Source organism: Pseudomonas sp. ABa2 (assembly GCF_056676075.1).
In genome coordinates this window covers 2,193,931-2,216,713 of sequence record NZ_CM155239.1, presented here as the reverse complement: position 1 = coordinate 2,216,713, position 22,783 = coordinate 2,193,931, and the positions used below count along the sequence as shown (strand labels likewise).

Sequence of the window (22,783 nt, the reverse complement as noted above, 5' to 3'; positions counted from 1 at the left end):
GGAGGTGCGATCATGTTCAATGCAGCCCCTCTGCTTTTCGCTCTTCATGAAAGTCACTCCTTTGCCACCCGCGTAGCCCGGCACCTCGGATTGCCTCTCGGCACAGTGGGAGAGCATGAGTATGAGGACGGCGAGTACAAGTGCCACCCGCAGGAGGCTGTGGCCGGCAGGCGTGTCGTGGTCTTTGCAGGGCTCTACCCCGAATGCGGGCTAAGCGTGCACGACAAGCTGTGTCGCTTGCTGTTTCTCTGTTCCGCGATCAAGGATGCTGGGGCTCGACATCTTCAGGTGGTGTCCCCGTACCTTTGCTACTCACGTAAAGAGCAACGTATTCACGCACAGGATCCGGTCATCACGCGCTATCTCGCCATGCTGATGGAGGCGAGCCGCATCGACAGCCTGACGACCCTGGATATGCACAACAAGGCAGCCTTCGATAATGCTTTCCGCATTCCCACCCAGCATCTTGAGAGTACGCTGCTCTTTGCTGAGCACTTCATCCGCGACCACCGGGGCGAGGCACCGGTGGTCGTTTCTCCAGACCTTGGCGGAATCAAGCGCGCCGAGCGTTTCCGCCAGGTTTTAGAGCGGCGACTGGGACATTCGGTAGCCCGCGCCTGCGTGGAAAAATACCGCAGCGACGAGGCCCTCAGCGGGAGCCTGCTGGTGGGCAGTGTCGAAGGACGTAACGTCGTCCTCATCGACGATATGATCAGTACCGGGTCGACCCTGATGCGCGCCGCCGAAGCCTGCCACAACAGCGGTGCCAAGTGCGTATGGGCGATGGCGACTCACGCGCTGCTCACAAGCGGCAGCGAGTCTTTCCTGAAGAGCCAGCTGTTCGAGCGGATCGTGGTCAGCGACAGCATTCCGTCTCCCAGGATGGAGTCATTTGTACAGGCCGGTCGCGTCGAGGTGCTGGACACTTCCGCCGCAATCGCAGCAGCGCTGGAGAGCCAGTACGCGATCGGGGATGCCGGCCGATGAACGACGCCAACACGCACTGCCTATACGACGCCCAGGAACTCGATGAGGTTCTGGCATGCATGGCGCGCCAGCTGGCGGTGTTCTTCCACGGCCAGCCGTTCGCCATGGTCGGCATCCTGCGCCGGGGAGTGCCCCTGGCGACTATGCTGCAGCGGCATTACAGCAGCCAATCCGGCAAGCCGCAGCCGCCAATCTACAGCCTGAAGGTTCAGCGCTATGCAGACGACCTCAGCCTTCTGCACCCAGGCACGGCGCTCACCGAAAGCCCTGAACTGGCGGCGCTGGACCTCGCCGCTACGCCCCTGCTGGTGGTTGACGATGTCCTCTACGAAGGACACTCGCTGTTGCGCTCCTGCGCCTACCTAGCGCAATTGGGGGCACGCCGGGTACACACCGCGGTGCTGGTGGACCGTTGCGTCAGAACCCAACCGATCCAGGCAGACGTAGTGGGGATCAGGCTGCAAGTCGCGCCCGACGATATCGTCGAGTGCCATGTGCCACCCTACGAGGCGGACTTGCGCATCGAGATTGTCCGCCACGGCCAGCATCCTCTCCCACCCGAAGATTCCATGCCGCCTCGAACCAGTGGCAGGAACTAACGCCATGTCCATGTTCGATGAAATCCTCGAGCACGTCCTGAAAGCCGAGATCGCGCTTTACCACGCCCGCTGCCGCCTGCAGGCCAGCACCGACGGCGAAGCCCTGCATGACCTGAGGATTCAGCTACGACGGTTGCGAAGCCTGCTGAGGCCTTTGCGCAGGATCGACTCGGTTGGGCGCCTGGACAGCGCAGCCGCTGCGGTGGGAAACCTGACCGTCCCTGTAAGAGACCTCGAAGTACTGATTAACGAATTGGAACAAAAGGGATATCGCGAGCTGGCAGCATCCAGGCGGGCTGCCCTGAGGACATCGGTTGAGCGGGTGCTGCAAAGTCGGGCACTGGCGATACTCTTTGCCGAGCTGGATGAGTGGCCGAGGTCGTTTCGCGCCGAGCGAATGGCAGGTAAGGCCAGGAACTTGGGCAAGCTGATCAGCAAACGCTTGGACAGACAGGTTCAACAATTGGCCCAAGCGCTTGGAGATCCGAAATACGATCGCCACAAACTGCGAATTCTGGCTAAGCACGCCCGCTACATGATTGATGCCTATCCGCGGCAAGCCGCGGTTTCGCAGCAGGCAGTGCGTTCGTTGAAGGCCGTGCTGTCAGCACTCGGAACCTGGCATGACCTGTCCCAGTGGTGTCTCAAGGCTGCTTCCGAGCGGGATCTCCAGCCCTTGTTAGCGGGCTGGCAGAAGGCGTCGATCAGCGCCTTGCAAGATGCCGAAGCCGAGATTCTTCGATTGCGCCTCAACCTGGGGCACGAAAGCGGATCGGCTCATGAGCACCAGGTGTCGAGAGATCCACTCCTGCCGGTGCCTATCTCAGCCTAAGCCTGAGGGTCGCATCAACGGCTACGCCGCAGCAGCTCACGCAGTTGCGTCAGACTTCGAGTATTCAACACGTCGGCGCGCTCCAACCACCCCCGCCGAGCCTGGCCAATGCCAAAATCAAGCAGGGCGAAATCCGCCAAGCGATGAGCATCCGAGGAGATGCTCAGCAACACCCCCTCATCCTTGGCGAGTCGACAATGGTATTCGTCCAGATCCAGGCGCTGCGGTTGCGCGTTGAGCTCGAGGAAGCAACCGCGCTGCCGGGCATGCCTGATCACCGCATGCATATCCAGGACGCATGCCTCGCGCTCCAGCAGCAGACGGCCGCTGGGGTGCGCCAGGATGGTGAAATAGGCTGAATCCATGGCCCGCAGGATACGTCGAGTTTGCTGTTTGGCAGACAGCTGGAAGTTGCTGTTCACGGCGCCTACCACTATGTCCAAGCGCGCCAGGATGCTGTCATGCAGGTCCAACTTGCCGTCGGGGAGGATGTCCACCTCACACCCCTTGAGCAGGGTCAACGAATCCAGCTCATCGTTTAATCGGTCGATCTCATCGAGCTGCCGAGCCAAGCGTCCGGCATCCAGACCATGACCGATGCTCAAGCGTTGCGAATGATCGGTGATTGCCAGGTATTCCCAACCCAAGCGCTGCGCAGCCAGAGCCATTTCACGCAGGCTGTTGCGACCGTAGCCGGCACGCGTGTGGCAGTGCAGGTCGCCACACAGATCAGCCGTCTCGATCAACACCGGCAGCAGATTGTCCTCGGCGGCCGCGATCTCCCCGTTGTCCTCGCGCAACTCAGGAGCGATCCAGGGCAGGCCGAGCGCCTGGTAGGTGCCCTCCTCGGTCTCGCCGGCAAGCTGCTCGGCGCCACGGAAAACGCCGTACTCGTTGAGTTTGCAGCCCAGCGTGCGAGCCCGACGGCGCAGTGCGATGCTGTGCGCCTTGCTGCCGGTCAAGTAGAGCAATGCCGAGCCAAAACTTTCCCGGCCAACTATCCGGACATCCACCTGCATGCCACTGCCCAAGCGCAGGCTGCTGCGCGTCGCGCCGGATGCCATAACCTCGGCGACCAGGGGATAAGCCAGCAGCGCATTCATAAGCTGCTGGGTATTGCCCTGGGTGCACACGACGAAATCCAGATCGCCAACGGTATCTCGACGTCGGCGCAGGCTACCGGCCACCCGTACCTGCTCCACGCCTTCCAAACCATGGATGAAGTTCAACAGGGCCTCTGCCTGAGCTTTGGCATCGATTTGCAGGTGTCGGCGCTCGCGGGCGCTCCTGATCCTCAACGCTTTGTCTAGCTGGTCTAGCAGGCGCGGCCCGAAGCCGTGCAGATGCGCCAGACGACCGCTGCGCAAGGCTTCCTGCAAGGCCGCAAGCGAGTCGACCCCCAGCTCCCGGTGTAACTGGTGAACCCGTCTCGGCCCGATATGAGGCAACTGCAGCAATTCGATCTGGCCAGCGGGAACTTCGCCATGGAGGAGCTCGAGTAGCGGGCAACGGCCGGTAAGACTGATCGTTCGTATTTTTTCTGTCAGATCCGCGCCAATCCCCGGCAGCTTCGGCAGCGGCTTGCCAGCCCGTACCTGTGCGGTGAGTTGAGCCTCTGCGCCACGCACGCTGCGGGCGGCATTACGGTAGGCACGAATGCGGAACGGATTGGCATCTTCGAGTTCAAGCAGATCGGCTATTTCTTCAAACACATGGGCAATGTGTTCATTGTCCGGCAGCGCCCCGGCGTCTATGCGTGGATGAGCGGGCATGATCACGCACCTAGAAACCTTGGCTGCGCGCGCGTTCTGCGCGCATGCGACGGCCACCCGGCGGATAGGCAATAGTCAGAGTGGATCTGGTGGGCACGGTGCTATGGACGTCGCGACTGCAGCATTTGCCAAGGCGCATGACTGATCCCCCATAACCAAAGTGGCGTGACGGCCTTTAAACGATGGCAATGACAGTCACCGGCCATTTTGATTTACGTCAGCCGACCTCAACGCCGTGGATCGTTGACAGTAATGAGCGGACGAATGGTATTCATGAAGGCGCTAGTAAAGGCCATGAGCCACATCCGTCAAAGCGGCACCATGAACAAATGCGCGAGCGAGTCAGACGCGGCGTGGTAGCTCCAGGCTAGCCCGCAGGCCGCCGCCCTCGAGGTTGCTCAGGTGCACGCTGGCCGCATGCCGGCGGGCGATGCTCTGCACTATGGCCAGTCCCAGGCCTGCGCCCTCTCCATTACTGCGGCCATAGAAACGCTCGAATACCCGCTCGAGATCTTCGGCGGCAATGCCCGGGCCCTGATCCTCCACCTGCAGCAGCAGACGGTCACCCCTGGCCTGCAACAGCACTCGCAGCTTGCCGCCAGGCGGCGAATGGTTGACTGCGTTGCTCACCAGGTTCTGCAGGGCGATGCCCAGGCCTCCCGCATCGGCGGCCATGCGATAGTCACCCGGCTCGGCTTCCAGCGACAGTTCCAGCCCCTGCCTGAATACCCAGGGAGTCAGCTCGGCCAGGGTCTCGCGCACCAGAGCCAGCACGTCTACCTGGGGCAGATCGCCTGGTTCCAGCAGCGGCTCCACGCGCGCCAGGGTGAGCAGCTGGTTGACCACTCGGGTGGCGCGGTCGATGCCGCCGAGCAGGTAGTCCAGCGACTGTCGGCGTTCGCTCTCGGCGCTGGCCTGGAGGGCGTTCTGCGCATGCACGCGCAGCACCGCCAGCGGCGTACGCAGCTCGTGGGCGGCATCGGCGATGAAACGCCGTTCGCGTTCCAGCAGTTGTTCGATCTGCCCCAGCAGGCGGTTCAGCGCGGCCTGCATGGGCGCCAATTCGCTGGGCAGCGGTTCGAGCTGCAGGGGTTCCAGCGAGTCGGCATGCCGGGCACGAATCACCGCGGCCATGTTGCGCAGCGGCGCCAGCCCCCAGCCGATGGCCCACCACAGCAGCGCGGCGAGCAGCAGGCTGCCGAGCAGGGTCGGAAACAGGGTATGGCGCACTATGCTGGTCACCAGCTCGCGGCGCACGTCGTCGCGCTCGCCGGTCCAGATCAGCAGCCCGTGCTCGGCGTCACGCAGCAGGAAACCACGCCACTCGTGCTCGCCCTGGACGAGCATGGCGAAGCCCTCGGCCAGGGGCGGGCCGGACAGGGACGGCGCTCCGGCGCTGTGCACCAGCAGGTTGCCGGCGGCGTCCCAGACCTGGAAGGCCAGTTTGCTCTCGTAAGGGTGACCCGGCTTGCCCGGCACCGCCTGGGCCAGGGCCTCGTTGAAGGCGCGGTACAGGCCGGCGCGCTCCTCCTGGCGCACCGGCGTGCGCATCAGCCCCTGCAGCAGCCGGGCGCTGTGCGCCAGCTGGGCATCGTAGATTTCCTCGACCTCGTGAGTGCTGTCGAAGTAGTTGAACAGCGTCGTCGCCAGGGTGCCCAGCAGCATCAGCCCGAGTACCAGCGCCAGGGTGCGGCGGCGCATGGAAATCATGGCGCGTCCTCGACCAGGTAGCCGACGCCGCGCACCGTGCGGATCAGGCCGCTGAACAGCTTCTTGCGCAGGTGGTGGATGTGCACCTCCAGGGTGTTGCTCTCGGCTTCCTCGTCCCAGCCGTAGAGCAGCTGGGCCAAGCGCTCGCGGGTCAGCACCTTACCTGGCTGCGACAGCAGTTCGTGCAGCAGCAGGTACTCCTTGGGCGTCATCGGCACCGGCTTGCCCAGGTAGCTGACCTGCTGGCTGGCCGGGTCGAGACTGACCCCGGCGTGTTCGATGCGCAGCTCGGCGCGCCCGGCGCTGCGCCGTAGCAGCGCACGCAGACGGGCCTTGAGCTCATCGAGATCGAAGGGTTTGACCAGGTAGTCGTCGGCGCCGGCATCCAGCCCGGCGATGCGGTCCTCGGTGGCATCGCGCGCGGTGAGGATCAGCACCGGCAGCGCCGAGCCGCTGCGGCGCAGCTCGCGCAGCACCTGCAGGCCGCCCATGCGCGGCAGGCCGAGGTCCAGCACCAGCAAGTCGAAGTCCTCGCTGAGCAAGGCGTGCAGGGCACTGGCGCCGTCCTGCAGCCAGTCCACCGTGTAGCCTTCCTGACGCAGCCCGAGGCGCAATCCCTCGCCCAGCGCCTTGTCGTCCTCGACCAGCAATAAACGCATCCCGCCTCCTCATCTGAGCTTGCCGTTCACTTCCCGCAGCAACTGCTCGATCTCGCCCCGGCGGCCGCTGTCGGCCAGCTCGCGTCCCGGCCGCGGTGCGGCCTGCCTAGCCTTCTCCAGCGCGGCCTTGGCCTCAGCATACTGGCCCTGGCGCAGCAGGTGATCCCCCCAGAAGTAAAGACTGTCGATGCCGGCGGGGTTGACCTTGAGCGACTGGCGCAGCAGTTCGTCGGCCTTGTCCTCGTCGCCGAAGCCGATGGGCCATCCCGGCACGCGGTCGTAGAGGGTGCCCAGGCTGGTGTAGGCCGACCCCTGCAGGGCGTTGGGGTCGAGGGCGATGGCCTTCTCCAGGTAGCGCTTGGCGTCCTTGGCCTTGCCCAGCGCGCCCAGCCCGCCCTGGGCACCAGCCCAGCTGCTGGTGACGATGCCATGCCAGACCCAGGCCTCGGCCGCCTGCGGCTGTTCGCGGGTGAAGGCGGCGCTGTCGACCGCGAGTTTCTCCAGCGCGGCCTCGCGCTGGGCCTCGGGTAACTGGTACTGGATCTCTGCCCAGCGCGTCTGCACCGCGTGCAGACGGGCCTGGCCGGCCGCGTCGAGGGCCCAGGCGGGCAGGCTCAGAGCGGCCGCGAGCATCAGGATCAGCAGGCGTTTCATGGGCGCATCTCCTTGTGAGTGAATTGACGAATCAGCGGCAGCTGCTTGCGCAGCGCCTTGTCCACCAGGCCCGGCAGCAGGCCGTTGAGGCGGACGAAGAACTTTTCCGGCCACCCCAGGTAGAGCTCGCTGCGATCCAGCTCGATGGCGCGCAGTACTGCGTCGGCGACGCTTTCGGGCGGGTCCATGGCCACCTTGAGGGCGCTGTTCAGGGCCACCGCCTGCGCACTGTTCATCGCGGTGCGGGTGGCACGCGGCGCCACGTAGAGCACGCCAACGCCGGTGTCGGCCATCTCCCGGCGCAACGCCTCGGAGAAACCGCGCAGGGCGAACTTGCTGGCGCAATAGGTGGCATAGCCGGGGTAGCCGATGGAGCCGTAGATGGAGCCGACGTTGACCAGCAGCGCCTGCCGTTGCTGACGCAGCAGCGGCAGCATGGCGCGGGTCAGCTGGATGGTGGCGAGCAGGTTGATGCCCAGCAGCTCGGCCACGGCCTGGTCGTCCAGCTGCTCCAGCAGGGCGAAGCGGTTGACCCCGGCGGCATTGATCAGCAGGTTGACCCCGCCGACTGCCCGCGCGGCATCCACCACCGCCTGGCGACCACCGGCGCTAGTCAGATCGGCTGCCACCACCCGCACCTGCTTCGGGTAACGCCCGCGCAGCTCACCCAGCGCCCCCTCCTGGCGGGTCACCGCGATCAGTTGCGCGCCGCCGGCGCAGAGCCGCTCGGCCAGGGCCAGGCCGATACCGCCGCTGGCCCCGGTGAGCACCGCACGGCACTCAAGCAAACGCATGCTGCACCTCGCTCTGCACCGTGCGCGGCAGGCCACGGAACATGTCGGCGTAGAGGCGATAGACCAGCTTGCTGACATGGATGACGGCCGCCTTGTCCTCGTCGCGTTCCAGGCGGTTCATCAGCTCGCGGAAATGCTGCATGTGGCCGATGTCCAGGGCGCCGTGCGAGGTCAGGTAGCTGAACGCCTGTGGCGGCAGGGCCAGGCGCTGCTGGATGATGCCGGCCGCCTGGGTGGCCAGGGCGATGCTGGTGCCCTCCAGCACGTTGACCATGCCGAACAGGCCGACCGGATTGCCACGGGCGATGCTGTCGTACAGGTAGCTGACCATCAGCTCGATGGCCTGGCTCGGCTGCCCCAGGCGCACCGCCTCGGCGTCGCCACCGCAGGCGGCGATGTCGTTGAGGATCCACTGCTCGTGGCCGTACTCCTCGTCGATGTATTCGCACACCGCCTTGCGCAGCCACTCCAGCGAGGACGGCAGGCGTGCACCGCAGGCCATCATCAGCGGCACGGTGTGGCGCACGTGGTAATAGGCCTGGGTCAGGAAGGCGACATAGCCTTCCAGGCCGACCTGGCCAGCCAGCGCCTCGCGGATCACCGGCACGGCATAAAGGGCTTCGCGTTCCTCGCGGGTGGCGTCCTGCAGTTGATCGAAGAAATTCATGGGGATACCTCAGGCGTTGACGGGTTCGGAAAGGTGTTCGCGGTAGCGCGCCAGGATGGCGTCGCGTTTAGGTCGGCCATTGGCCGTGAGCAAACCGTTGGCGGGGCTGAAAGGCGTGTCCAGGCGCACCCAGCGCCCGACTCGGGCGTAATCCGGTAGGCCGGCATTGGCCTTCTGTACGGCGGCCTCGATGGCCGCATCGGCGCAGTTCGGATCCAACGGCCAGAGCAGCGCGATGTTGCTCGGCAGGCTCTCGCCATAGACGAAGGCCTGCATCAGCACACCGCCCTGGGTCAGCTCGGCCTCGACCCACTCGGGATTGACGTTGCGGCCGAAGCTGGTGACGAACTGGTGCTTCTTGCGGCCGCGCAGGCTCAGGTAGCCGTCGGCATCGAACTCACCGATATCGCCGGTGGGCCACCACTGCCCCGCGAAGGGCGTGTCCCCCAGGTAGCCGAGCAGGGTTGAACCGGCGACCAGCACTTCGCCATCTTCGGTCAGGCGCACCTGCACATGCGGCAGCGGCCGCCCGACAGTGCCGGGGCGCTGGGCGCCGGGACGATTGAGGCAGACCACGCTGGCGCACTCCGACAGGCCGTAGCCCTCGAACACCGGCAGGCCGACGCGCTGCGCCCGCTCCAGCAGCTCCGGCGAGACCCGCGCGCCACCGACGGCGATAAAGCGCAAGCCGGCTGCCGGGACGAAGCCGCGCTCCACCGCCACTACCAGGCCGAACAGAAGCTGCGGCACCAGGATCAGGCTCTGGCAGCCACGCTGGAGCATCTGCCCGAACAGCTTCGGCCACTCGACGGAGCCGGCGACGCTCATGCCCAGCTCCTGCTGGGTCGGCAGATGCAGGCTAGCGCCGGTGATCAGCGCGGCGTACAGGCCGAGGTTTTCCAGCAGCACGGCCAGCGGCAGCACCGCCATGTAGCGCTGCGGCGCGCACTCGCGGCTGGCCAGCTCCAGCTCGGCGGCGACCCGCAGCATGGCCTCGCCACTCAGGCACACGCCCTTGGGCGCGCCGGTGGTGCCGGAGGTGTAGGTGATCTTCGCCGTACCGGCAGGCAACAGCAGGCCGTCCGGCGCGCTTTCACGCCGCCAGAACTCGCCGGCGCCGACGAAGCCCAGCTGCGCCAGTTCCTCGGCGAACGGCCCTTCGGCCAGCGCCAGGGTGGCGCCGCTCTGCTCCAGGCAGTGGGCGCGCTGCGCCGGGCTGAAGAACGGCGGCAGGCTCAGGCAGGCCACGCCGGCGCGCAGCGCCGCCAGGTCCCAGATCAGCGCCTCGCAGCCATTGTCCAGAGCCAGCGCCAGCAGCGGCACCTGCAGGGCGCGCAACTGCTCCGCGCGGGCTTCCACCTCCAGCCACAGCTGGGCGTAATCGACCTGGCGCTGGCTGTCGCTCAGCGCCAGGGCTGAGGGGCACTGCGTGGCGTGGTGCGCCAGCGCGGCGAACAGAGGATCAGGCTGCATGGGGCGCCTCCGCACAGGCCGAGTGCAGTCCCAGGCGCTGCGGGATACCGCGCTCGTACAGCTGGCGATAGCCGAGCTGGATGCTGCCGGCGAATACCTGCGGGCGCTGCTCGTAGTACTGGCCCCAGTCGTGACGCTGCTCGCCGAGCACGGCCGGATCGGCCGAGCACAGGCGCAGCGGCTCCAGACCGAGGCGATGGAAGCTGTTGATCAGCGACGCGGCGCCGGTGAACACCACCCACTGCAGGCCGCGCCGGGCCAGCAGGCAGGTCATGATGACGATGATCATGCGCGCGCTGCCGGCGCTGATCGACGCCAGGTTGCCCACTTCGACTATGTCCTCGCGGGCCACCGGGCGCTCCGCCAGGCGGGCGATGGTCTGCTCGACCGGCGCATCCAGGTACTGTTCGAGGAACAGCGGTTGCTCGACGGCCAGGCGTGCGCCGCAGGCGGCATTCAACTGCTGTCGGGAATCGTAGAGACCGAACAGATCTGGCATAAAGCTGCTGATCCGGGCGCCATGCACTTCGTCAAAGCGTTGGTGTACGAAGCGCTCGAGGACCAGACGCTGAAGGTCTCCGACCTGCGCCAACCACAAGGTGGCACTAGGTTCTGGGTCGCTACCAAGCCGTAGTGGAAAATAGCTATTCCAATCGAAATGCCCCATGGAACTCCCCTCGGGTTTGCATTGAGGGGGGAGTATCGTCAGCAAGTCTTAATGAATCCTGAAGCTTGCCAGCACCTGCGTTGTCCGAGCCCTACGGAACTTCGTCTGCTTCTAGAAATGCCGTGAAAGGTCAACGCTGTATGAGCCCCACCTTGATCAGGCTGCATGCAGCCTGCACGCACAACGCCACTGTCATCCAGCGCGAGAGCTTCATGCCAAGCAAAGGGTTTGCAAATTTTGAAAGCTCCGCCCTATCCAATCGCAAGCGCGCCGATTATGGCCTTTAGGCCAGCAGGAATCTGTCTGGCCAAATCCAGAACCTGGAGCTGCCGAGGCTGACGGAGCCTTGGGTGATGGGTGCGCAGGTGCTGCCAGGCATCGCCAAAGATCCAAGAACTCGATCAAGCTGCCAGTGCCCGGCGAGCAGCGGTCTTCCCTCTGTGCCGGGTGACGCCTCTGACCGGCGCCAAGAACGCGCTCAAGGGCGTTGATTTCTTCCTTGGTGGCACCATGCTCCAGCTCCCGGCGGGGTGTTTCAGACCCAATGCCTGGCGGCCAGACTGCGGCTAGCGAGGGCCTTCGTACGGGCCGCCGCACTGATTTTCACGGGGCTATCGCGGCACCGGCCGACGCGATCAGGCGCAGGCTTCGGCGGCGCCCGGGTATACCGGCGCGAAGCCGCCGCCGGGGGTACGGAAGTTGGTGGTCTGGCCCTGGTACAGGCGTGCCGCTACCCACTGCACCTGGCCCTTGTAGACGTAGGCGCGCAAGTCGTACTTGAGCGCCGGAGCTGCGTCCGACAAAGCGCGCTGCCCCGGCAGAACCAGAGCCTGAGCCACATAGTCGCCGGCCAGAATCTCCTGCCAGACCCGCTGCGTCAGCTTGTCGCCACGGTAAGCAGCGCGACTGCCGTAACCGGCGCTGGGCTTGAAGAACAGTTGCTTGCGCGCGCGCCACAGGCGCTCGGCGTTGCCCGCCCCCACCGCTTCGGTGGTCGGAATCGCCGCCTGCAGCAAGTCGCGGGTGGCCGGCGGCACGCCGAGCTGTTCCAGCTGACGGGCGTCGCCGAGCAGAGTCAGGTTGTGCTTGTCAGCGTATAGGGCATGAGCGCGCGGATGCGGGGTAAGCAGCACAGCACCGTCCAAGTAGGCCTGGCGCAAGACGCCAAGGGCCGGCGCCTGCAGGGCGAAGTCGGTTAGCCGGTTGTAGACCAGGTCGATGGCCAACTCGCCGTGCCACAGCCGCCCGTCGCGCAGCTGCAGCTCGCCCGGATCGGCAATCACCGCCTGCAGCCCGTGACGCTGGAACAGTTGCTGGAACAGCAGGAACTCCGGGTAGAGGTACTGCTGCTCGGGCGCCTGATCGACGATGGCAATGCTGAGCAGCGGGCGCGACTGCCCGGTTCTGGCCCATTCCTCGTGGAACATGGCAATTATCGCCTGCTCCAGTGCCTCGGCCTGGCGCACCGGCGGCAACAGGCGCTCAAGGGCCGGGCAGCAAACCTTCTGTGCCCGCGCCAACAGCGCGTTGAGCATGGCGCCACCGGCATTGCTGTTGATCTCGATCAAGCCGAAGCCTGCCTCGGTGACATGGAAGTCGTAGCCGAAGAACACGCCCCGGGCACCGGGATCGTGCCGGGCGATGACCGGCGCTCGCGCCAGTACCCGCTCGCGGTAAGTCGGCAGCGCCACCACCGATTCGACCGCGGCGATCACTTCGGCCATGCGCTGCAGCTGGGCAGGAGCGACGAACACCGGCTGGGCGGCGAACAGATAAGGGCAGCGCTCGCGCACCAGGCGATATAGCTCGGGCCGGCCCAGGCTGCACTGCAAAGCGACGCGCAGCGCCTCGTCATCGAGGCTGATGCAGAAACAGCGGCTGTTCAGCGTCTCGACACTCAGCCCGGCCAGAGAAACCAGATGCGCCAGCGGCTCCATGGAAAGGTTCTCGTCCATCGTTCGACTCCACCCATGCCGGCCCATGGCCAGCCCTATCGGGATCAACGGATCGCGCCGGACGCCAGGTAGGCGCGAATCTCCTCCGCCGTGCTGCAAGCAGTGCGCGCGACGATGGTCATGACAAAACACTAGATCAGAGAGCGCCGAGGCAAAGAGGTATCGCCAACAAGATAATTGCGGAAAAAATAGAATTGCAGACAAACTGGCGCGACCCAGAAAATCCGTAAGCACTTGAGTTGAAGTGGTGCCCGAAGCCGGACTCGAACCGGCATGCCATTGCTGGCGAGGGATTTTAAGTCCCCTGCGTCTACCGATTTCGCCATTCGGGCGGTAGCGCTGCGCTGAAGGGCTGGACTATATACAGCGCCTACAGCAGCCGCAAGGCATGGGGATTGCCTTGGGGTAATAAAAAAGCCTCGTAAATCATGGATCTACGAGGCTTTTTTGAATTGGAGGCTGAGGTCGGAATCGAACCGGCGTTCACGGATTTGCAATCCGGTGCATAACCACTCTGCAACTCAGCCTTAAATCAAACGAGCCGCCGTGGCGACTCGTGTAAAACTGGAGCGGGAAACGAGACTCGAACTCGCGACCCCGACCTTGGCAAGGTCGTGCTCTACCAACTGAGCTATTCCCGCTTGTCTTGGTGACGGGCGCCATTCTATAGAATCGAATCGCCGCGTCAACCCTTTGATTCAAAAATACTTATTTCTTTTCCGAGGTGGTGCGCAGGTGCGGCCAGGCGGCCAGCAGGTAGTGCAACATCGACCACAGGGTCAGCACTGCGGCGATGATCAGCAGGGCATAACCGAGCAATACCCAGAAGGTGAATTGCGGCGGATTGGCCAGCAGGATCACCAGCGCCACCATCTGCGCCGCAGTTTTCCATTTACCCAGATTGGACACCGCCACATGCGCGCGCGCACCCAGTTCGGCCATCCATTCGCGCAACGCGGAGACCACGATCTCGCGTCCGATGATGATCGCCGCCGCCAGGGTCAGCCACAGGTTGGAATGCTCGGCGGTGAGCAGCACCAGCGCCACCGCCACCATCAGTTTGTCCGCCACCGGGTCGAGGAACGCGCCGAACGGCGTACCCTGTTCCCAGCGCCGCGCCAGATAGCCGTCCAGCCAATCGGTCACGGCGGCGATGGCGAAGACGGCGCTGGCGGCCCAGTAGCTCCAGGAAAACGGCAGGTAGAACAGCAGGATGAAGACCGGGATCAGCAGAACCCGGAGCACGGTAAGCAAGTTGGGGATATTCATCGGCACAACTGGGCTGCGAGGTGAGCGGGCATTCTACTCGCTGTGCAAGGTGGCATAAATCAACTCGGCGAGCTTTTTGCTGATTCCCGGTGCCTTGGCGATTTCCTCGGCGCTGGCACGGGACAGTTCCTGCAGGCCGCCGAAGTGGTTGAGCAGTTCGCGCCGGCGCTTCGGGCCGACCCCGGCCACCTCTTCCAGGCTCGAAGTGCGCCGTGCCTTGCCACGCCGGGCGCGGTGACCGGTGATGGCGAAACGGTGCGACTCGTCGCGAATCTGCTGGATCAGGTGCAGCGCCGGCGAGTTGCCCGGCAGAGTGAATTCGTGCTCGGCATCGTTCAGATAGAGCACCTCCAACCCCGGCTTGCGCGTGCTGCCCTTGGCTACGCCGAGCAGGATCAGGTCGGGCACCGCCAACTCCTGCAGCACCTCGCGGGCCATGGCCAGCTGGCCCTTACCGCCGTCGACCAGCAGCACGTCCGGCACCTTGCCTTCGCCGTCCTTGACCTTGCTGAAGCGCCGGGTCAGCGCCTGATGCATCGCCGCGTAGTCGTCGCCGGCGGTGACGCCCTCGATATTGAAGCGGCGGTAATCCGATTTGAGCGGGCCTTCCGGGCCGAACACCACGCAGGACGCCACCGTCGCCTCGCCGCTGGAATGGCTGATGTCGAAGCACTCCATGCGCTGCGGCGGCTCGTCCATCTGCAGCACCGCGGCCAGCGCCTCGAAACGCTCGACCAGATGCTGACGATTGGCCAGGCGTGCGGTCAGCGCCTGTTCGGCATTGGTCACCGCCAGCTGCTGCCAGCGCGCGCGGGTGCCGCGCACGCGATGGCTGATGCTCAGGCTGCGTCCGCGCAAGGATTCCACCGCCTCGATCAGGGTGGCGAAGTCCTCGTGCGGCACGTTGACTATCAGCTCGCTGGGCAGGTCGCGCTCGACATTGCCCAGGTAGTACTGGGCGAGGAAGGCCATCAGCACCTCGCCGCCCTCCTCCTCGATCGCCACCTGGGGGAAGAAGTTCTTGCTGCCCAGCACACGGCCACCGCGCACGCTGATCAGATGCACGCAAGCGCCGCCGGGATTGAGCATCACCGCGATCACGTCGACATCGCCGCTGCCGCCCTCCATGCTCTGCTGGTCCTGCACTCGGCGCAGCAGGGCGATCTGGTCGCGCAACTCGGCGGCGCGCTCGAACTCCAGGGCCATGGCGGCCTTTTCCATGCTGGCGGAGAGCTCGTCGCTCAAGGCATTGCTGCGCCCTTCGAGAAACATCACCGAGTGGCGCACGTCCTCGGCGTATTCCTCGGGCGTGACCAGGCCGACGCAAGGCGCCTTGCAGCGCTTAATCTGGTACTGCAGGCAAGGTCGCGTGCGGTTCTTGTAGTAGCTGTCCTCGCACTGACGGACGAAGAAGGTCTTCTGCAGCAGGCTGAGGCTCTCACGGATCGCCAGCGCGCTGGGATAGGGGCCGAAGTAGCGTCCCTTGGCCTTCTTGGCGCCACGGTGGATGCCCAGGCGCGGGAAGTCTCCGTCGGAGAGGAACACGTAGGGGTAGGATTTGTCGTCGCGCAGCAGGATGTTGTACGGCGGCCGCCATTCCTTGATCAGCGTTTGCTCGAGCAGCAACGCCTCGGTCTCGTTGGCGGTGATGGTGGTTTCGATCTGCGCGATACGCGCCACCAGCGCGGCGGTCTTGGGCGCCTGGCCGGTCTTGCGGAAATAGCTGGCCAGGCGCTTCTTCAGGTTCTTCGCCTTGCCGACATAAAGCAGCCTGGCCTCGCCGTCGAACATGCGATAGACGCCGGGGCGACCGCTGCAGGTCGCCAGGAAGGCACTCGAATCGAAGGGCGCAGACATCTTCAGCTGACGGCGTCGACCATGCCGTGGCGCACCGCGAGCAGCGCCAACTCGACGTCGCTGGTGATGGAGAGCTTCTCGAAGATGCGGTAGCGGTAGGTGTTGACCGTCTTCGGCGACAGACACAGCTTGTCCGAGATGTTCTGTACCTTGTGGCAGTTGGCGATCATCAGCGCGATCTGGATCTCGCGCTCGGACAGCAGGTCAAACGGTGAGCCGCTGCTCTGCGGCTGGAAGGACTTCAGTGCCAGTTGCTGGGCGATCTGCGGGTCTATATAGCGCTGGCCGGCGAACACTAGGCGAATGGCCTGGACCATCTCCTCCAGCGCCGCGCCCTTGGTCAGGTAACCGGCGGCACCGGCCTGCAGCAGGCGCGTGGGGAACGGATCTTCCTCGCACACGGTGACGGCGACGACCTTGATCTCGGGGTGGCTGCGCATCAGCTTGCGCGTGGCTTCCAGGCCGCCGATGCCGGGCATCTTGACATCCATCAGCACTACGTCCGGCTTGAGCTCGCGCACCTTGAGCAGGGATTCCTCCCCGGTGCTGGCTTCGCCAACGACTTGCAGGCCGTCGATATCGGCGAGCATGCGAGTGATGCCTGTGCGAACCAGATCGTGGTCGTCGACCACCAGCACCCTAATCAATCGGCCACCTCGTTGCACCTTGTCGGCCACCGCACACGGCGGTGAAGTTGAGCTTGTCGATCACCTTAGCAAAAAGCCAAAGCCTGACCTAGCTTGGCGCACGACAGTCAAAAAGCAAGCGTCAGATAAAGGTCAGAAATTGCGTCATAGCAAAAGAGATTGGCGGAGGCGGTGAGATTCGAACTCACGGATAGTTGCCCATCGACGGTTTTCAAGACCGTTGCCTTAAACCACTCGGCCACACCTCCGCTGCAGTGCGGGCGGCAATCTTACCGGAACGCAACACACTGTCAAACTCTGCGCCTTGGCACCGCACACGGCTCTGCTATGATCCGGGGCATTCGAATATCGGAACCCTTGTGCCACAGGAGCGTCGCCATGCAAGAGCAAGACTACGTACTCAATCACTCGCAGGCCGAGCAGCTGGAAGTCAGCCGCGTCCTGCGCAATACCTACGGCTTGCTGGCCATCACCCTGGCCTTCAGCGGCCTGGTCGCCTTCCTCAGCCAGCGCGCCAACCTGCCCTACCCGAACTTCTTCGTGGTGCTGATCGGCTTCTACGGCCTGTTCTTCCTCACCTACAAGCTGCGCGACTCGGTCTGGGGCCTGGTTTCCACCCTGGCGCTGACCGGCTTCATGGGCTACACCCTCGGACCGATCCTCAACCGCTACCTGGGCATGGCCAACGGCGCCGAGGTGATCAGCTCGGCCTTCTCCATGACCGCGCTGGTATTCTGCGGCCTGTCCGCCTATGTGCTGACCACCCGCAAGGACATGAGCTTCCTCAGCGGCTTCATCACCGCCGGCTTCTTCGTCCTGCTCGCCGCCGTGCTGGCCAGCTTCTTCTTCCAGATCAGCGGCCTGCAACTGGCCATCAGCGCCGGCTTCGTGCTGTTCTCCTCGGTCTGCATCCTCTATCAGACCAGCGCCATCATCCATGGCGGCGAGCGCAACTACATCATGGCCACCATCAGCCTGTACGTGTCGATCTACAACCTGTTCGTCAGCCTGCTGCAGATCTTCGGCATCATGGGCGGCGACGACTGATCCTTTTCGTCCCCCTTCAAGCCCGCCTCGGCGGGCTTTTCTTTGCGCGCTTGTTGGCGCAAAGCCCGCGCCCACCAAGGCACCGTCAAGGACTCTTTGTCTGCCATACGCCCCTGGCCTTATCATTGCCGTCAGTTTGCCTCGCGGGACGCTCCATGAAATTCGCCATCGCCCTGTTCGCTGCGCCCCATCTGCCCGCCTCCCGCCGTGCCCTGCGTTTCGCCCAGGCCGCGCTGGCCGGCGGCCACGAGATCGTGCGCCTGTTCTTCTACCAGGACGGCGTGCACAGCGCGGCCAGCAACGTGGTCAGCCCGCAGGACGAGCTCGACCTGCCGCGGGAATGGCGCGAGTTCGTCAGCGAGCACGGGCTGGACGCCGTGGTGTGCATCGCCGCCGCCCTGCGCCGCGGCGTGCTCGATGCCGATGAGGCGCAGCGTTACGCACGGCCGGCGGCCAACCTGCAGGCGCCCTGGGAGCTGTCCGGCCTCGGCCAGTTGCATGAGGCGGCGCAGCAGGCCGACCGCCTGATCTGCTTCGGAGGCCAGTAATGAGCAAGTCGCTGCTGATCATCAGTCGCCAGGCGCCCTGGAGCGGCCCCGGGGCCCGCGAGGCACTGGACATCGCCCTGGCCGGCGGCGCCTTCGACCTGCCCATCGGCCTGCTGTTTCTCGACGATGGCGTGTTCCAGCTGGCCGCCGGCCAACAGCCCGGGGCCGTGCAACAGAAGGATCTCGGTGCCAACCTGCAGGCCCTGCCGCTGTTCGGCGTGGAGGCGCTATATGCCAGCGCCCGCAGCCTGAGCGAACGCGGCCTCGACGATGCCCAATTGCAACTCGCGGTGCAGCGCCTGGACGACGGCGCACTGACCAGCCTACTCGACCGCTACGACCAGGTGATCACCCTCTGATGGCCACCCTGCATATCCTCTCTCACTCGCCCTTCGCCGACAGCCGCCTGGTCAGCTGCCTGCGCCTGCTCGGCGCGAACGATGCCCTGCTGCTCACCGGCGATGCGCTCTACGCGCTGCAGCCAAACACCGCCAACCTGCAGGCGCTGCAACTGCTGCCGAGCGGCATCGCCCTCTATGCGCTGGACGAAGACCTCGCCGCCCGCGGCCTGACGGCGCCCGAGCGGGTGCAGGCGGTGGACTACCCCGGTTTTGTCGAACTGTGCAGCCGTTACGCCAAGGTCAACAGCTGGTTATGAACGTCCTGAACCTCGACGGCCGTGAAATCGCCCTGGACAAGGACGGCTACCTGGTCGACCTGCAGGACTGGTCAGAGCCGGTCGCCGAGGCCCTGGCCGCGGCCGAAGACCTGCCACTGAGCGCCGAGCACTGGGAGATTCTCCAGTTGCTGCGCGCCTTCTACGCCGAATTCCAGCTGTCGCCGGCCAACCGCCCGCTGATCAAGTACGTGGCCCTCAAGCTGGGTCCGGACAAGGGCAACAGCCTGCACCTCAACCGCCTGTTCAAGGGCACCCCAGCCAAACTGGCGGCCAAGCTCGCCGGCCTGCCGAAACCGACCAATTGCCTATGAACCTGATCACCCCCGCCGAACACCCCTTCGCCCAGTTCGTGCGCATCCTCGGCAAGGGCAAGCGCGGCGCGCGCAGCCTGACCCGCGAGGAAGCCCGCGAGGCCATGGGGCTGCTGCTCGACGGCAAGGCCGAGGACACTCAGTTGGGCGCCTTCCTCATGCTGCTGCGGCACAAGGAGGAAAGCGCCGAGGAACTGGCCGGCTTCACCGAGGCGGTGCGTGCGCGCCTGGCAACGCCTGCCATCGATGTCGATCTGGACTGGCCGAGCTACGCCGGCAAGAAGCGGCATCTGCCCTGGTACCTGCTGGCGGCCAAGGCGCTGGCCGCCAGCGGCGTGCGCATCTTCCTGCATGGCGGTGGCGCGCATACCGCCGGCCGCCTGTACTGCGAGCAGTTGCTGCAGCCATTGGGGATTCCCCTGTGCCGCGACTGGTCGGCGGTGGACGCCGCCCTGCAACAGCACCGCCTCGCCTACAGCCACCTGGGCGACTGGATGCCAGCGCTGCAGCGCATGATCGACCTGCGCAACACCCTCGGCCTGCGCTCGCCGATTCATTCCCTGGCACGTGTGCTCAATCCGTTCGGCGCACGCTGCGGCCTGCAGAGCATCTTCCATCCCGGCTACCAGGCGGTGCACCGCGAGGCCAGCCAGCTGCTCGGCGATCACGCCATAGTGATCAAGGGCGAAGGCGGCGAGATCGAGGTCAATCCCGATGCCGTCTGCCACCTCTATGGCACGCAGGACGGCCAGGCCTGGGACGAGGAATGGCCGGCGCTGTCGGCGCAGCGCCACGTCAAACCGGAAAGCCTGCAGCCCGAACAGCTGCTCGCCTTCTGGCGCGGCGAGCGCGAAGACGCTTACGCCCGTCTGGCGGTGATCGCCACCATGGCCCTGGCCCTGCGCGGCCTGGGGCTGCCGCGCGAGCAGGCGTTCGCCGAAGCCGAGCGGCGCTGGAGCCGCCGCCTCCAATCGAACTGATCGAAGGGTTCAACCGGCTTTTTCCACCTTTCCATCGAGCCTCTGGCGCTAGACTCCAGATTCATTCGAAACGGAGGAAGGCGCGATGGGCTTGTTGATCGATGGACGCTGGCACGACCAGTGGTACGACACCGGGGACAGCGGTCGCTTCCAGCGCGAGAACGCCCAGCGCCGCCACTGGATCACCGCCGACGGCAGTGCCGGGCCGAGCGGCGACGGCGGCTTCAAGGCCGAGGCCGGACGCTACCACCTCTACGTGTCGCTGGCCTGCCCCTGGGCCCACCGCACGCTGATCCTGCGCAAGCTCAAGGGGCTGGAGCCACTGATCGAGGTTTCGGTGGTCGGCTGGCTGATGCGCGAGCATGGCTGGACCTTCGACCGCGCCTTCGGCTCCAGCGGCGACCGCCTCGATGACCTGCGCTACCTGCACCAGCGCTACACCGCCGACGACCCGCACTACAGCGGCCGGGTCACGGTGCCGGCGCTGTGGGACAGGCACACCGGCGGCATCGTCAGCAACGAATCGGCGGAGATTATCCGCATGTTCAACTCGGCCTTCGATGAGCTGACCGGCAATCGCCTGGATTTCTATCCCGAAGCGCTGCGCGAGCGCATCGACCAGCTCAACGAGCGCATCTACCCGGCGGTGAACAACGGTGTCTACCGTGCCGGCTTCGCCACCACTCAGGAGGCCTACGAGGAGGCTTTCGACGAGCTGTTCGCCGCCCTCGACGAGTTGGAGGCGCTACTGGCCGAGCAACGCTACCTGGCCGGTGTGTACCTGACCGAAGCCGATATCCGCCTGTTCACCACGCTGATCCGCTTCGATGCCGTCTACCACGGGCATTTCAAGTGCAACCTGCGGCGCCTCGAGGACTATCCGAACCTGTCCAACTGGCTGCGCGAACTCTACCAGTGGCCAGGGATCGCCGAGACGGTGGACTTCACCCATATCAAGTCGCACTACTACGCCAGCCACGCCAGCATCAACCCGACCGGGGTGATTCCGAAGGGGCCGAAGCTGGACTTCAATCACCCCCATAATCGCCAACGCTTGCCGGGCAAGGGCGTGTTCCAGCGCTAGGAATAGGCTGATTCGCGGCTGCCCCCCAGGAGAAGCCACCATCCGGCAGGGTGGATCGCGCTTTATCGATCCACTCTGACAGGAGTAACGGTGGATGCAGAAGACCTCATCCACCCTGGGTGCTGAGCACAAACGCACTCCGCTCAGACGTCGCTCTGCGCCCCTTCGAACCAGGCCAGCTTGTCACGCAACTGCACCACCTCGCCGACTATCACCAGGGTCGGCGCATGCACCTCATGCTCGGCCACCAACTGCGGCAGGCTCGCCAGGGTACCGGTGAACACCCGCTGGTTCTGCGTGGTGCCCTGCTGGATCAGCGCCGCCGGGGTGGTGGGCGCACGGCCATGGGCGATCAGTTGCTCGCAGATGCCGGCCAGCCCCACCAGCCCCATGTAGAACACCAGGGTCTGGTTGGGCGCCACCAGATCCTGCCAGGCCAGGTCGCTGCTGCCGTCCTTGAGGTGGCCGGTGACGAAGCGCACCGACTGCGCATGGTCGCGATGGGTCAGCGGGATGCCGGCATAGGCCGCGCAGCCGGAGGCGGCGGTGATACCCGGCACCACCTGGAAGGGAATGCCCTCGGCGGCCAGCTGCTCGATCTCCTCGCCGCCGCGGCCGAAGATGAAGGGATCGCCGCCCTTCAGGCGCAGCACCCGCTTGCCCTGGCGGGCCAGGTCGATGAGTAGCTGGTTGATCTGCTCCTGCGGCACGGCGTGGTCGGCGCGGCGCTTGCCGACGTAGATGCGCTCGGCGTCGCGGCGGCACAGCTCGATGATGGCCGGCGCCACCAGGCGGTCGTAGAGCACCACATCGGCCTGCTGCATCAGGCGCAGGGCGCGGAAGGTCAACAGGTCGGGATCGCCCGGACCGGCGCCGACCAGGTACACCTCGCCCAGCGCCCGCGGTGCGGCGCCAGCCAGACGCGCTTCAAGCAGACGCTCGCCCTCCTCCGGCTTGCCGGCGAACACGCTTTCGGCCACCTGGCCCTGGAAGACGTCCTCCCAGAACACACGGCGCTGCTGCACATCGGGGAACAGCTGCTTGACCCGCTCGCGAAAGCGCTTGCCCAGGTTGGCCAGCTGGCCATAGGTGGCCGGAATCCAGGTCTCGATCTTGGCGCGGATCAGCCGCGCCAGCACCGGCGCGTCGCCGCCGCTGCTGACCGCGACGATCAGCGGCGAGCGGTCGACGATGGCCGGGAAGATCACGCTGCACAGTGCCGGCGCGTCCACCACGTTGACCGGAATCCCCAGTGCCTGGGCCTGCACGGAAATCTGCGCGTTGAGCGGCTCGTCGTCGGTGGCGGCGATCACCAGGGCCACGCCCTGCAGGTCGCTGGCCTGGTAGCCACGCAGGAAGATACCGGCCGGTCCTGCCAATTCCTGCAGCTCGCTGCGGATCTCCGGCGCAACGACGCGCAGACGGGCGCCGGCGTCGCTCAGCAGGCGCGCCTTGCGCAGGGCGACTTCGCCACCGCCGATCACCAGCACCGGGCGATCCTGCAACTTGTGGAACAGCGGAAGGAATTGCATCAGATCAGCCTCGTAAGAGGTAGTAAGGCGAGCTTAGTAGGGGGCGCCATGCGCACCCTA

23 protein-coding genes, 4 tRNA genes and 1 pseudogene are annotated in these 22,783 nt (G+C 65.3%); 11 read left to right on the top strand and 17 right to left on the bottom strand.

The annotated features are described in order from the left end of the window. Positions 1-12: 12 nt before the first annotated feature. Genes AC1G9C_RS10875 through AC1G9C_RS10865 form a run of 3 tightly spaced genes read left to right on the top strand, consistent with a single transcriptional unit; the run spans position 13 to position 2,418 of the window. The gene (locus tag AC1G9C_RS10875) at positions 13-987 is read left to right on the top strand and encodes a ribose-phosphate diphosphokinase (protein ID WP_480410164.1); all 975 of its coding nucleotides are present in this window, start codon (positions 13-15) and stop codon (positions 985-987) included. Next, a complete protein-coding gene (locus AC1G9C_RS10870; RefSeq protein ID WP_021444737.1) occupies positions 984-1,586 on the top strand; it encodes a phosphoribosyltransferase family protein in 603 nt (200 codons plus the stop codon). The genes AC1G9C_RS10875 and AC1G9C_RS10870 overlap by 4 nt, the downstream gene beginning before the upstream one ends. A 4-nt stretch (positions 1,587-1,590) precedes the next feature. Next, positions 1,591-2,418 carry a CHAD domain-containing protein gene (locus tag AC1G9C_RS10865; protein ID WP_480410163.1) on the top strand — a complete coding sequence of 276 codons (828 nt, stop codon included), beginning with the start codon at positions 1,591-1,593 and terminating at the stop codon, positions 2,416-2,418. A gap of 14 nt (positions 2,419-2,432) precedes the next feature. Here the strand turns inward: AC1G9C_RS10865 and polX are convergent, their stop codons facing one another. The 8 genes from polX to AC1G9C_RS10825 all read right to left on the bottom strand — a co-directional run bounded on the left by polX (position 2,433) and on the right by AC1G9C_RS10825 (position 10,814). After that, positions 2,433-4,190 (bottom strand): DNA polymerase/3'-5' exonuclease PolX, encoded by a 1,758-nt coding sequence (gene polX, locus AC1G9C_RS10860; RefSeq protein WP_480410162.1) that lies wholly within the window; start codon positions 4,188-4,190, stop codon positions 2,433-2,435. A gap of 342 nt (positions 4,191-4,532) precedes the next feature. Next, positions 4,533-5,900: an ATP-binding protein gene (locus AC1G9C_RS10855; protein WP_480410161.1), complete on the bottom strand. Its 1,368-nt coding sequence runs from the start codon at positions 5,898-5,900 to the stop codon at positions 4,533-4,535. Continuing rightward, a complete protein-coding gene (locus AC1G9C_RS10850; RefSeq protein ID WP_480410160.1) occupies positions 5,897-6,559 on the bottom strand; it encodes a response regulator in 663 nt (220 codons plus the stop codon). Before AC1G9C_RS10850 ends, AC1G9C_RS10855 begins: the two co-directional genes overlap by 4 nt. Before the next feature lie 9 nt (positions 6,560-6,568). After that, positions 6,569-7,213 carry a tetratricopeptide repeat protein gene (locus tag AC1G9C_RS10845; protein WP_480410159.1) on the bottom strand — a complete coding sequence of 215 codons (645 nt, stop codon included), beginning with the start codon at positions 7,211-7,213 and terminating at the stop codon, positions 6,569-6,571. After that, positions 7,210-8,007, bottom strand: a complete 798-nt coding sequence (locus AC1G9C_RS10840; protein ID WP_480410158.1) for an SDR family oxidoreductase — start codon at positions 8,005-8,007, stop codon at positions 7,210-7,212. The genes AC1G9C_RS10845 and AC1G9C_RS10840 overlap by 4 nt, the downstream gene beginning before the upstream one ends. Next, a complete protein-coding gene (locus AC1G9C_RS10835; protein WP_480410157.1) occupies positions 7,994-8,674 on the bottom strand; it encodes an iron-containing redox enzyme family protein in 681 nt (226 codons plus the stop codon). The genes AC1G9C_RS10840 and AC1G9C_RS10835 overlap by 14 nt, the downstream gene beginning before the upstream one ends. 9 nt (positions 8,675-8,683) lie before the next feature. Then, the gene (locus AC1G9C_RS10830) at positions 8,684-10,147 is read right to left on the bottom strand and encodes an AMP-binding protein (RefSeq protein ID WP_480410156.1); all 1,464 of its coding nucleotides are present in this window, start codon (positions 10,145-10,147) and stop codon (positions 8,684-8,686) included. Next, a complete protein-coding gene (locus AC1G9C_RS10825; protein WP_480410155.1) occupies positions 10,137-10,814 on the bottom strand; it encodes a thermostable hemolysin in 678 nt (225 codons plus the stop codon). The genes AC1G9C_RS10830 and AC1G9C_RS10825 overlap by 11 nt, the downstream gene beginning before the upstream one ends. A gap of 335 nt (positions 10,815-11,149) precedes the next feature. Here AC1G9C_RS10825 and AC1G9C_RS10820 point away from each other — a divergent pair. Further along, positions 11,150-11,336, top strand: a pseudogene (locus tag AC1G9C_RS10820) (organoarsenical effux MFS transporter ArsJ); the annotation flags it as partial. Between the two features lie 113 nt (positions 11,337-11,449). Here the strand turns inward: AC1G9C_RS10820 and AC1G9C_RS10815 are convergent. From AC1G9C_RS10815 to AC1G9C_RS10780, 8 genes are all read right to left on the bottom strand, one after another. Beyond that, complete coding sequence (locus tag AC1G9C_RS10815) at positions 11,450-12,769, bottom strand: hypothetical protein (protein WP_480410154.1); 1,320 nt, start codon at positions 12,767-12,769, stop codon at positions 11,450-11,452. 245 nt (positions 12,770-13,014) lie between these two features. Then, positions 13,015-13,101 (bottom strand) — tRNA-Leu (locus AC1G9C_RS10810). Positions 13,102-13,222: 121 nt separating this feature from the next. Next, positions 13,223-13,296: transfer RNA gene (locus AC1G9C_RS10805), tRNA-Cys, on the bottom strand. 38 nt (positions 13,297-13,334) lie between these two features. Beyond that, positions 13,335-13,410, bottom strand: a tRNA-Gly gene (locus tag AC1G9C_RS10800). A 67-nt stretch (positions 13,411-13,477) separates the two neighbouring features. Next, the gene (pgsA, locus tag AC1G9C_RS10795) at positions 13,478-14,038 is read right to left on the bottom strand and encodes a CDP-diacylglycerol--glycerol-3-phosphate 3-phosphatidyltransferase (RefSeq protein ID WP_480410153.1); all 561 of its coding nucleotides are present in this window, start codon (positions 14,036-14,038) and stop codon (positions 13,478-13,480) included. A 33-nt stretch (positions 14,039-14,071) separates the two neighbouring features. After that, entirely contained in the window at positions 14,072-15,895 is a 1,824-nt protein-coding gene (uvrC, locus tag AC1G9C_RS10790; protein WP_480410152.1) for an excinuclease ABC subunit UvrC, read from the bottom strand. Positions 15,896-15,897: 2 nt separating this feature from the next. Further along, positions 15,898-16,542: a response regulator transcription factor GacA gene (gacA, locus tag AC1G9C_RS10785; protein WP_480410151.1), complete on the bottom strand. Its 645-nt coding sequence runs from the start codon at positions 16,540-16,542 to the stop codon at positions 15,898-15,900. A 160-nt stretch (positions 16,543-16,702) separates the two neighbouring features. Beyond that, a tRNA-Ser gene (locus tag AC1G9C_RS10780) sits at positions 16,703-16,790 on the bottom strand. Between the two features lie 130 nt (positions 16,791-16,920). Here AC1G9C_RS10780 and AC1G9C_RS10775 point away from each other — a divergent pair. The 7 genes from AC1G9C_RS10775 (at position 16,921) to AC1G9C_RS10745 (ending at position 21,191) form a co-directional block, all read left to right on the top strand. Then, a complete protein-coding gene (locus tag AC1G9C_RS10775) occupies positions 16,921-17,589 on the top strand; it encodes a Bax inhibitor-1/YccA family protein (RefSeq protein ID WP_021442551.1) in 669 nt (222 codons plus the stop codon). Positions 17,590-17,744: 155 nt separating this feature from the next. Next, positions 17,745-18,137, top strand: coding sequence for a sulfurtransferase complex subunit TusD (gene tusD / locus AC1G9C_RS10770; protein WP_021442552.1), 393 nt, complete (start codon positions 17,745-17,747; stop codon positions 18,135-18,137). Further along, positions 18,137-18,496, top strand: coding sequence for a sulfurtransferase complex subunit TusC (tusC, locus tag AC1G9C_RS10765; protein WP_397484780.1), 360 nt, complete (start codon positions 18,137-18,139; stop codon positions 18,494-18,496). Before tusD ends, tusC begins: the two co-directional genes overlap by 1 nt. Continuing rightward, the gene (gene tusB / locus AC1G9C_RS10760; RefSeq protein ID WP_122107824.1) at positions 18,496-18,795 is read left to right on the top strand and encodes a sulfurtransferase complex subunit TusB; all 300 of its coding nucleotides are present in this window, start codon (positions 18,496-18,498) and stop codon (positions 18,793-18,795) included. The genes tusC and tusB overlap by 1 nt, the downstream gene beginning before the upstream one ends. Continuing rightward, on the top strand, positions 18,792-19,127 hold the full coding sequence (locus tag AC1G9C_RS10755; RefSeq protein ID WP_021442555.1) for a TusE/DsrC/DsvC family sulfur relay protein: 336 nt from the start codon (positions 18,792-18,794) through the stop codon (positions 19,125-19,127). Before tusB ends, AC1G9C_RS10755 begins: the two co-directional genes overlap by 4 nt. Continuing rightward, entirely contained in the window at positions 19,124-20,107 is a 984-nt protein-coding gene (locus AC1G9C_RS10750; RefSeq protein ID WP_480410150.1) for a glycosyl transferase family protein, read from the top strand. Before AC1G9C_RS10755 ends, AC1G9C_RS10750 begins: the two co-directional genes overlap by 4 nt. Before the next feature lie 85 nt (positions 20,108-20,192). Next, complete coding sequence (locus AC1G9C_RS10745) at positions 20,193-21,191, top strand: glutathione S-transferase family protein (protein ID WP_397497117.1); 999 nt, start codon at positions 20,193-20,195, stop codon at positions 21,189-21,191. 143 nt (positions 21,192-21,334) lie between these two features. Here AC1G9C_RS10745 and cysG read toward each other — a convergent pair whose 3' ends face one another. After that, positions 21,335-22,723, bottom strand: coding sequence for a siroheme synthase CysG (gene cysG / locus AC1G9C_RS10740; protein ID WP_021442558.1), 1,389 nt, complete (start codon positions 22,721-22,723; stop codon positions 21,335-21,337). Positions 22,724-22,783 lie beyond the last annotated feature (60 nt).

What these genes read in the sequence shown, in the direction of transcription:
- AC1G9C_RS10875 (WP_480410164.1), top strand. Translation starts at nt 13, where the DNA reads ATGTTCAATGCAGCCCCTCTGCTTTTCGCTCTTCATGAAAGTCACTCC.
- AC1G9C_RS10870 (WP_021444737.1), top strand. Translation starts at nt 984, where the DNA reads ATGAACGACGCCAACACGCACTGCCTATACGACGCCCAGGAACTCGAT.
- AC1G9C_RS10865 (WP_480410163.1), top strand. Translation starts at nt 1,591, where the DNA reads ATGTCCATGTTCGATGAAATCCTCGAGCACGTCCTGAAAGCCGAGATC.
- polX (WP_480410162.1), bottom strand. Translation starts at nt 4,190, where the DNA reads ATGCCCGCTCATCCACGCATAGACGCCGGGGCGCTGCCGGACAATGAA.
- AC1G9C_RS10855 (WP_480410161.1), bottom strand. Translation starts at nt 5,900, where the DNA reads ATGATTTCCATGCGCCGCCGCACCCTGGCGCTGGTACTCGGGCTGATG.
- AC1G9C_RS10850 (WP_480410160.1), bottom strand. Translation starts at nt 6,559, where the DNA reads ATGCGTTTATTGCTGGTCGAGGACGACAAGGCGCTGGGCGAGGGATTG.
- AC1G9C_RS10845 (WP_480410159.1), bottom strand. Translation starts at nt 7,213, where the DNA reads ATGAAACGCCTGCTGATCCTGATGCTCGCGGCCGCTCTGAGCCTGCCC.
- AC1G9C_RS10840 (WP_480410158.1), bottom strand. Translation starts at nt 8,007, where the DNA reads ATGCGTTTGCTTGAGTGCCGTGCGGTGCTCACCGGGGCCAGCGGCGGT.
- AC1G9C_RS10835 (WP_480410157.1), bottom strand. Translation starts at nt 8,674, where the DNA reads ATGAATTTCTTCGATCAACTGCAGGACGCCACCCGCGAGGAACGCGAA.
- AC1G9C_RS10830 (WP_480410156.1), bottom strand. Translation starts at nt 10,147, where the DNA reads ATGCAGCCTGATCCTCTGTTCGCCGCGCTGGCGCACCACGCCACGCAG.
- AC1G9C_RS10825 (WP_480410155.1), bottom strand. Translation starts at nt 10,814, where the DNA reads ATGGGGCATTTCGATTGGAATAGCTATTTTCCACTACGGCTTGGTAGC.
- AC1G9C_RS10815 (WP_480410154.1), bottom strand. Translation starts at nt 12,769, where the DNA reads ATGGACGAGAACCTTTCCATGGAGCCGCTGGCGCATCTGGTTTCTCTG.
- pgsA (WP_480410153.1), bottom strand. Translation starts at nt 14,038, where the DNA reads ATGAATATCCCCAACTTGCTTACCGTGCTCCGGGTTCTGCTGATCCCG.
- uvrC (WP_480410152.1), bottom strand. Translation starts at nt 15,895, where the DNA reads ATGTCTGCGCCCTTCGATTCGAGTGCCTTCCTGGCGACCTGCAGCGGT.
- AC1G9C_RS10775 (WP_021442551.1), top strand. Translation starts at nt 16,921, where the DNA reads ATGCAAGAGCAAGACTACGTACTCAATCACTCGCAGGCCGAGCAGCTG.
- tusD (WP_021442552.1), top strand. Translation starts at nt 17,745, where the DNA reads ATGAAATTCGCCATCGCCCTGTTCGCTGCGCCCCATCTGCCCGCCTCC.
- tusC (WP_397484780.1), top strand. Translation starts at nt 18,137, where the DNA reads ATGAGCAAGTCGCTGCTGATCATCAGTCGCCAGGCGCCCTGGAGCGGC.
- tusB (WP_122107824.1), top strand. Translation starts at nt 18,496, where the DNA reads ATGGCCACCCTGCATATCCTCTCTCACTCGCCCTTCGCCGACAGCCGC.
- AC1G9C_RS10755 (WP_021442555.1), top strand. Translation starts at nt 18,792, where the DNA reads ATGAACGTCCTGAACCTCGACGGCCGTGAAATCGCCCTGGACAAGGAC.
- AC1G9C_RS10750 (WP_480410150.1), top strand. Translation starts at nt 19,124, where the DNA reads ATGAACCTGATCACCCCCGCCGAACACCCCTTCGCCCAGTTCGTGCGC.
- AC1G9C_RS10745 (WP_397497117.1), top strand. Translation starts at nt 20,193, where the DNA reads ATGGGCTTGTTGATCGATGGACGCTGGCACGACCAGTGGTACGACACC.
- cysG (WP_021442558.1), bottom strand. Translation starts at nt 22,723, where the DNA reads ATGCAATTCCTTCCGCTGTTCCACAAGTTGCAGGATCGCCCGGTGCTG.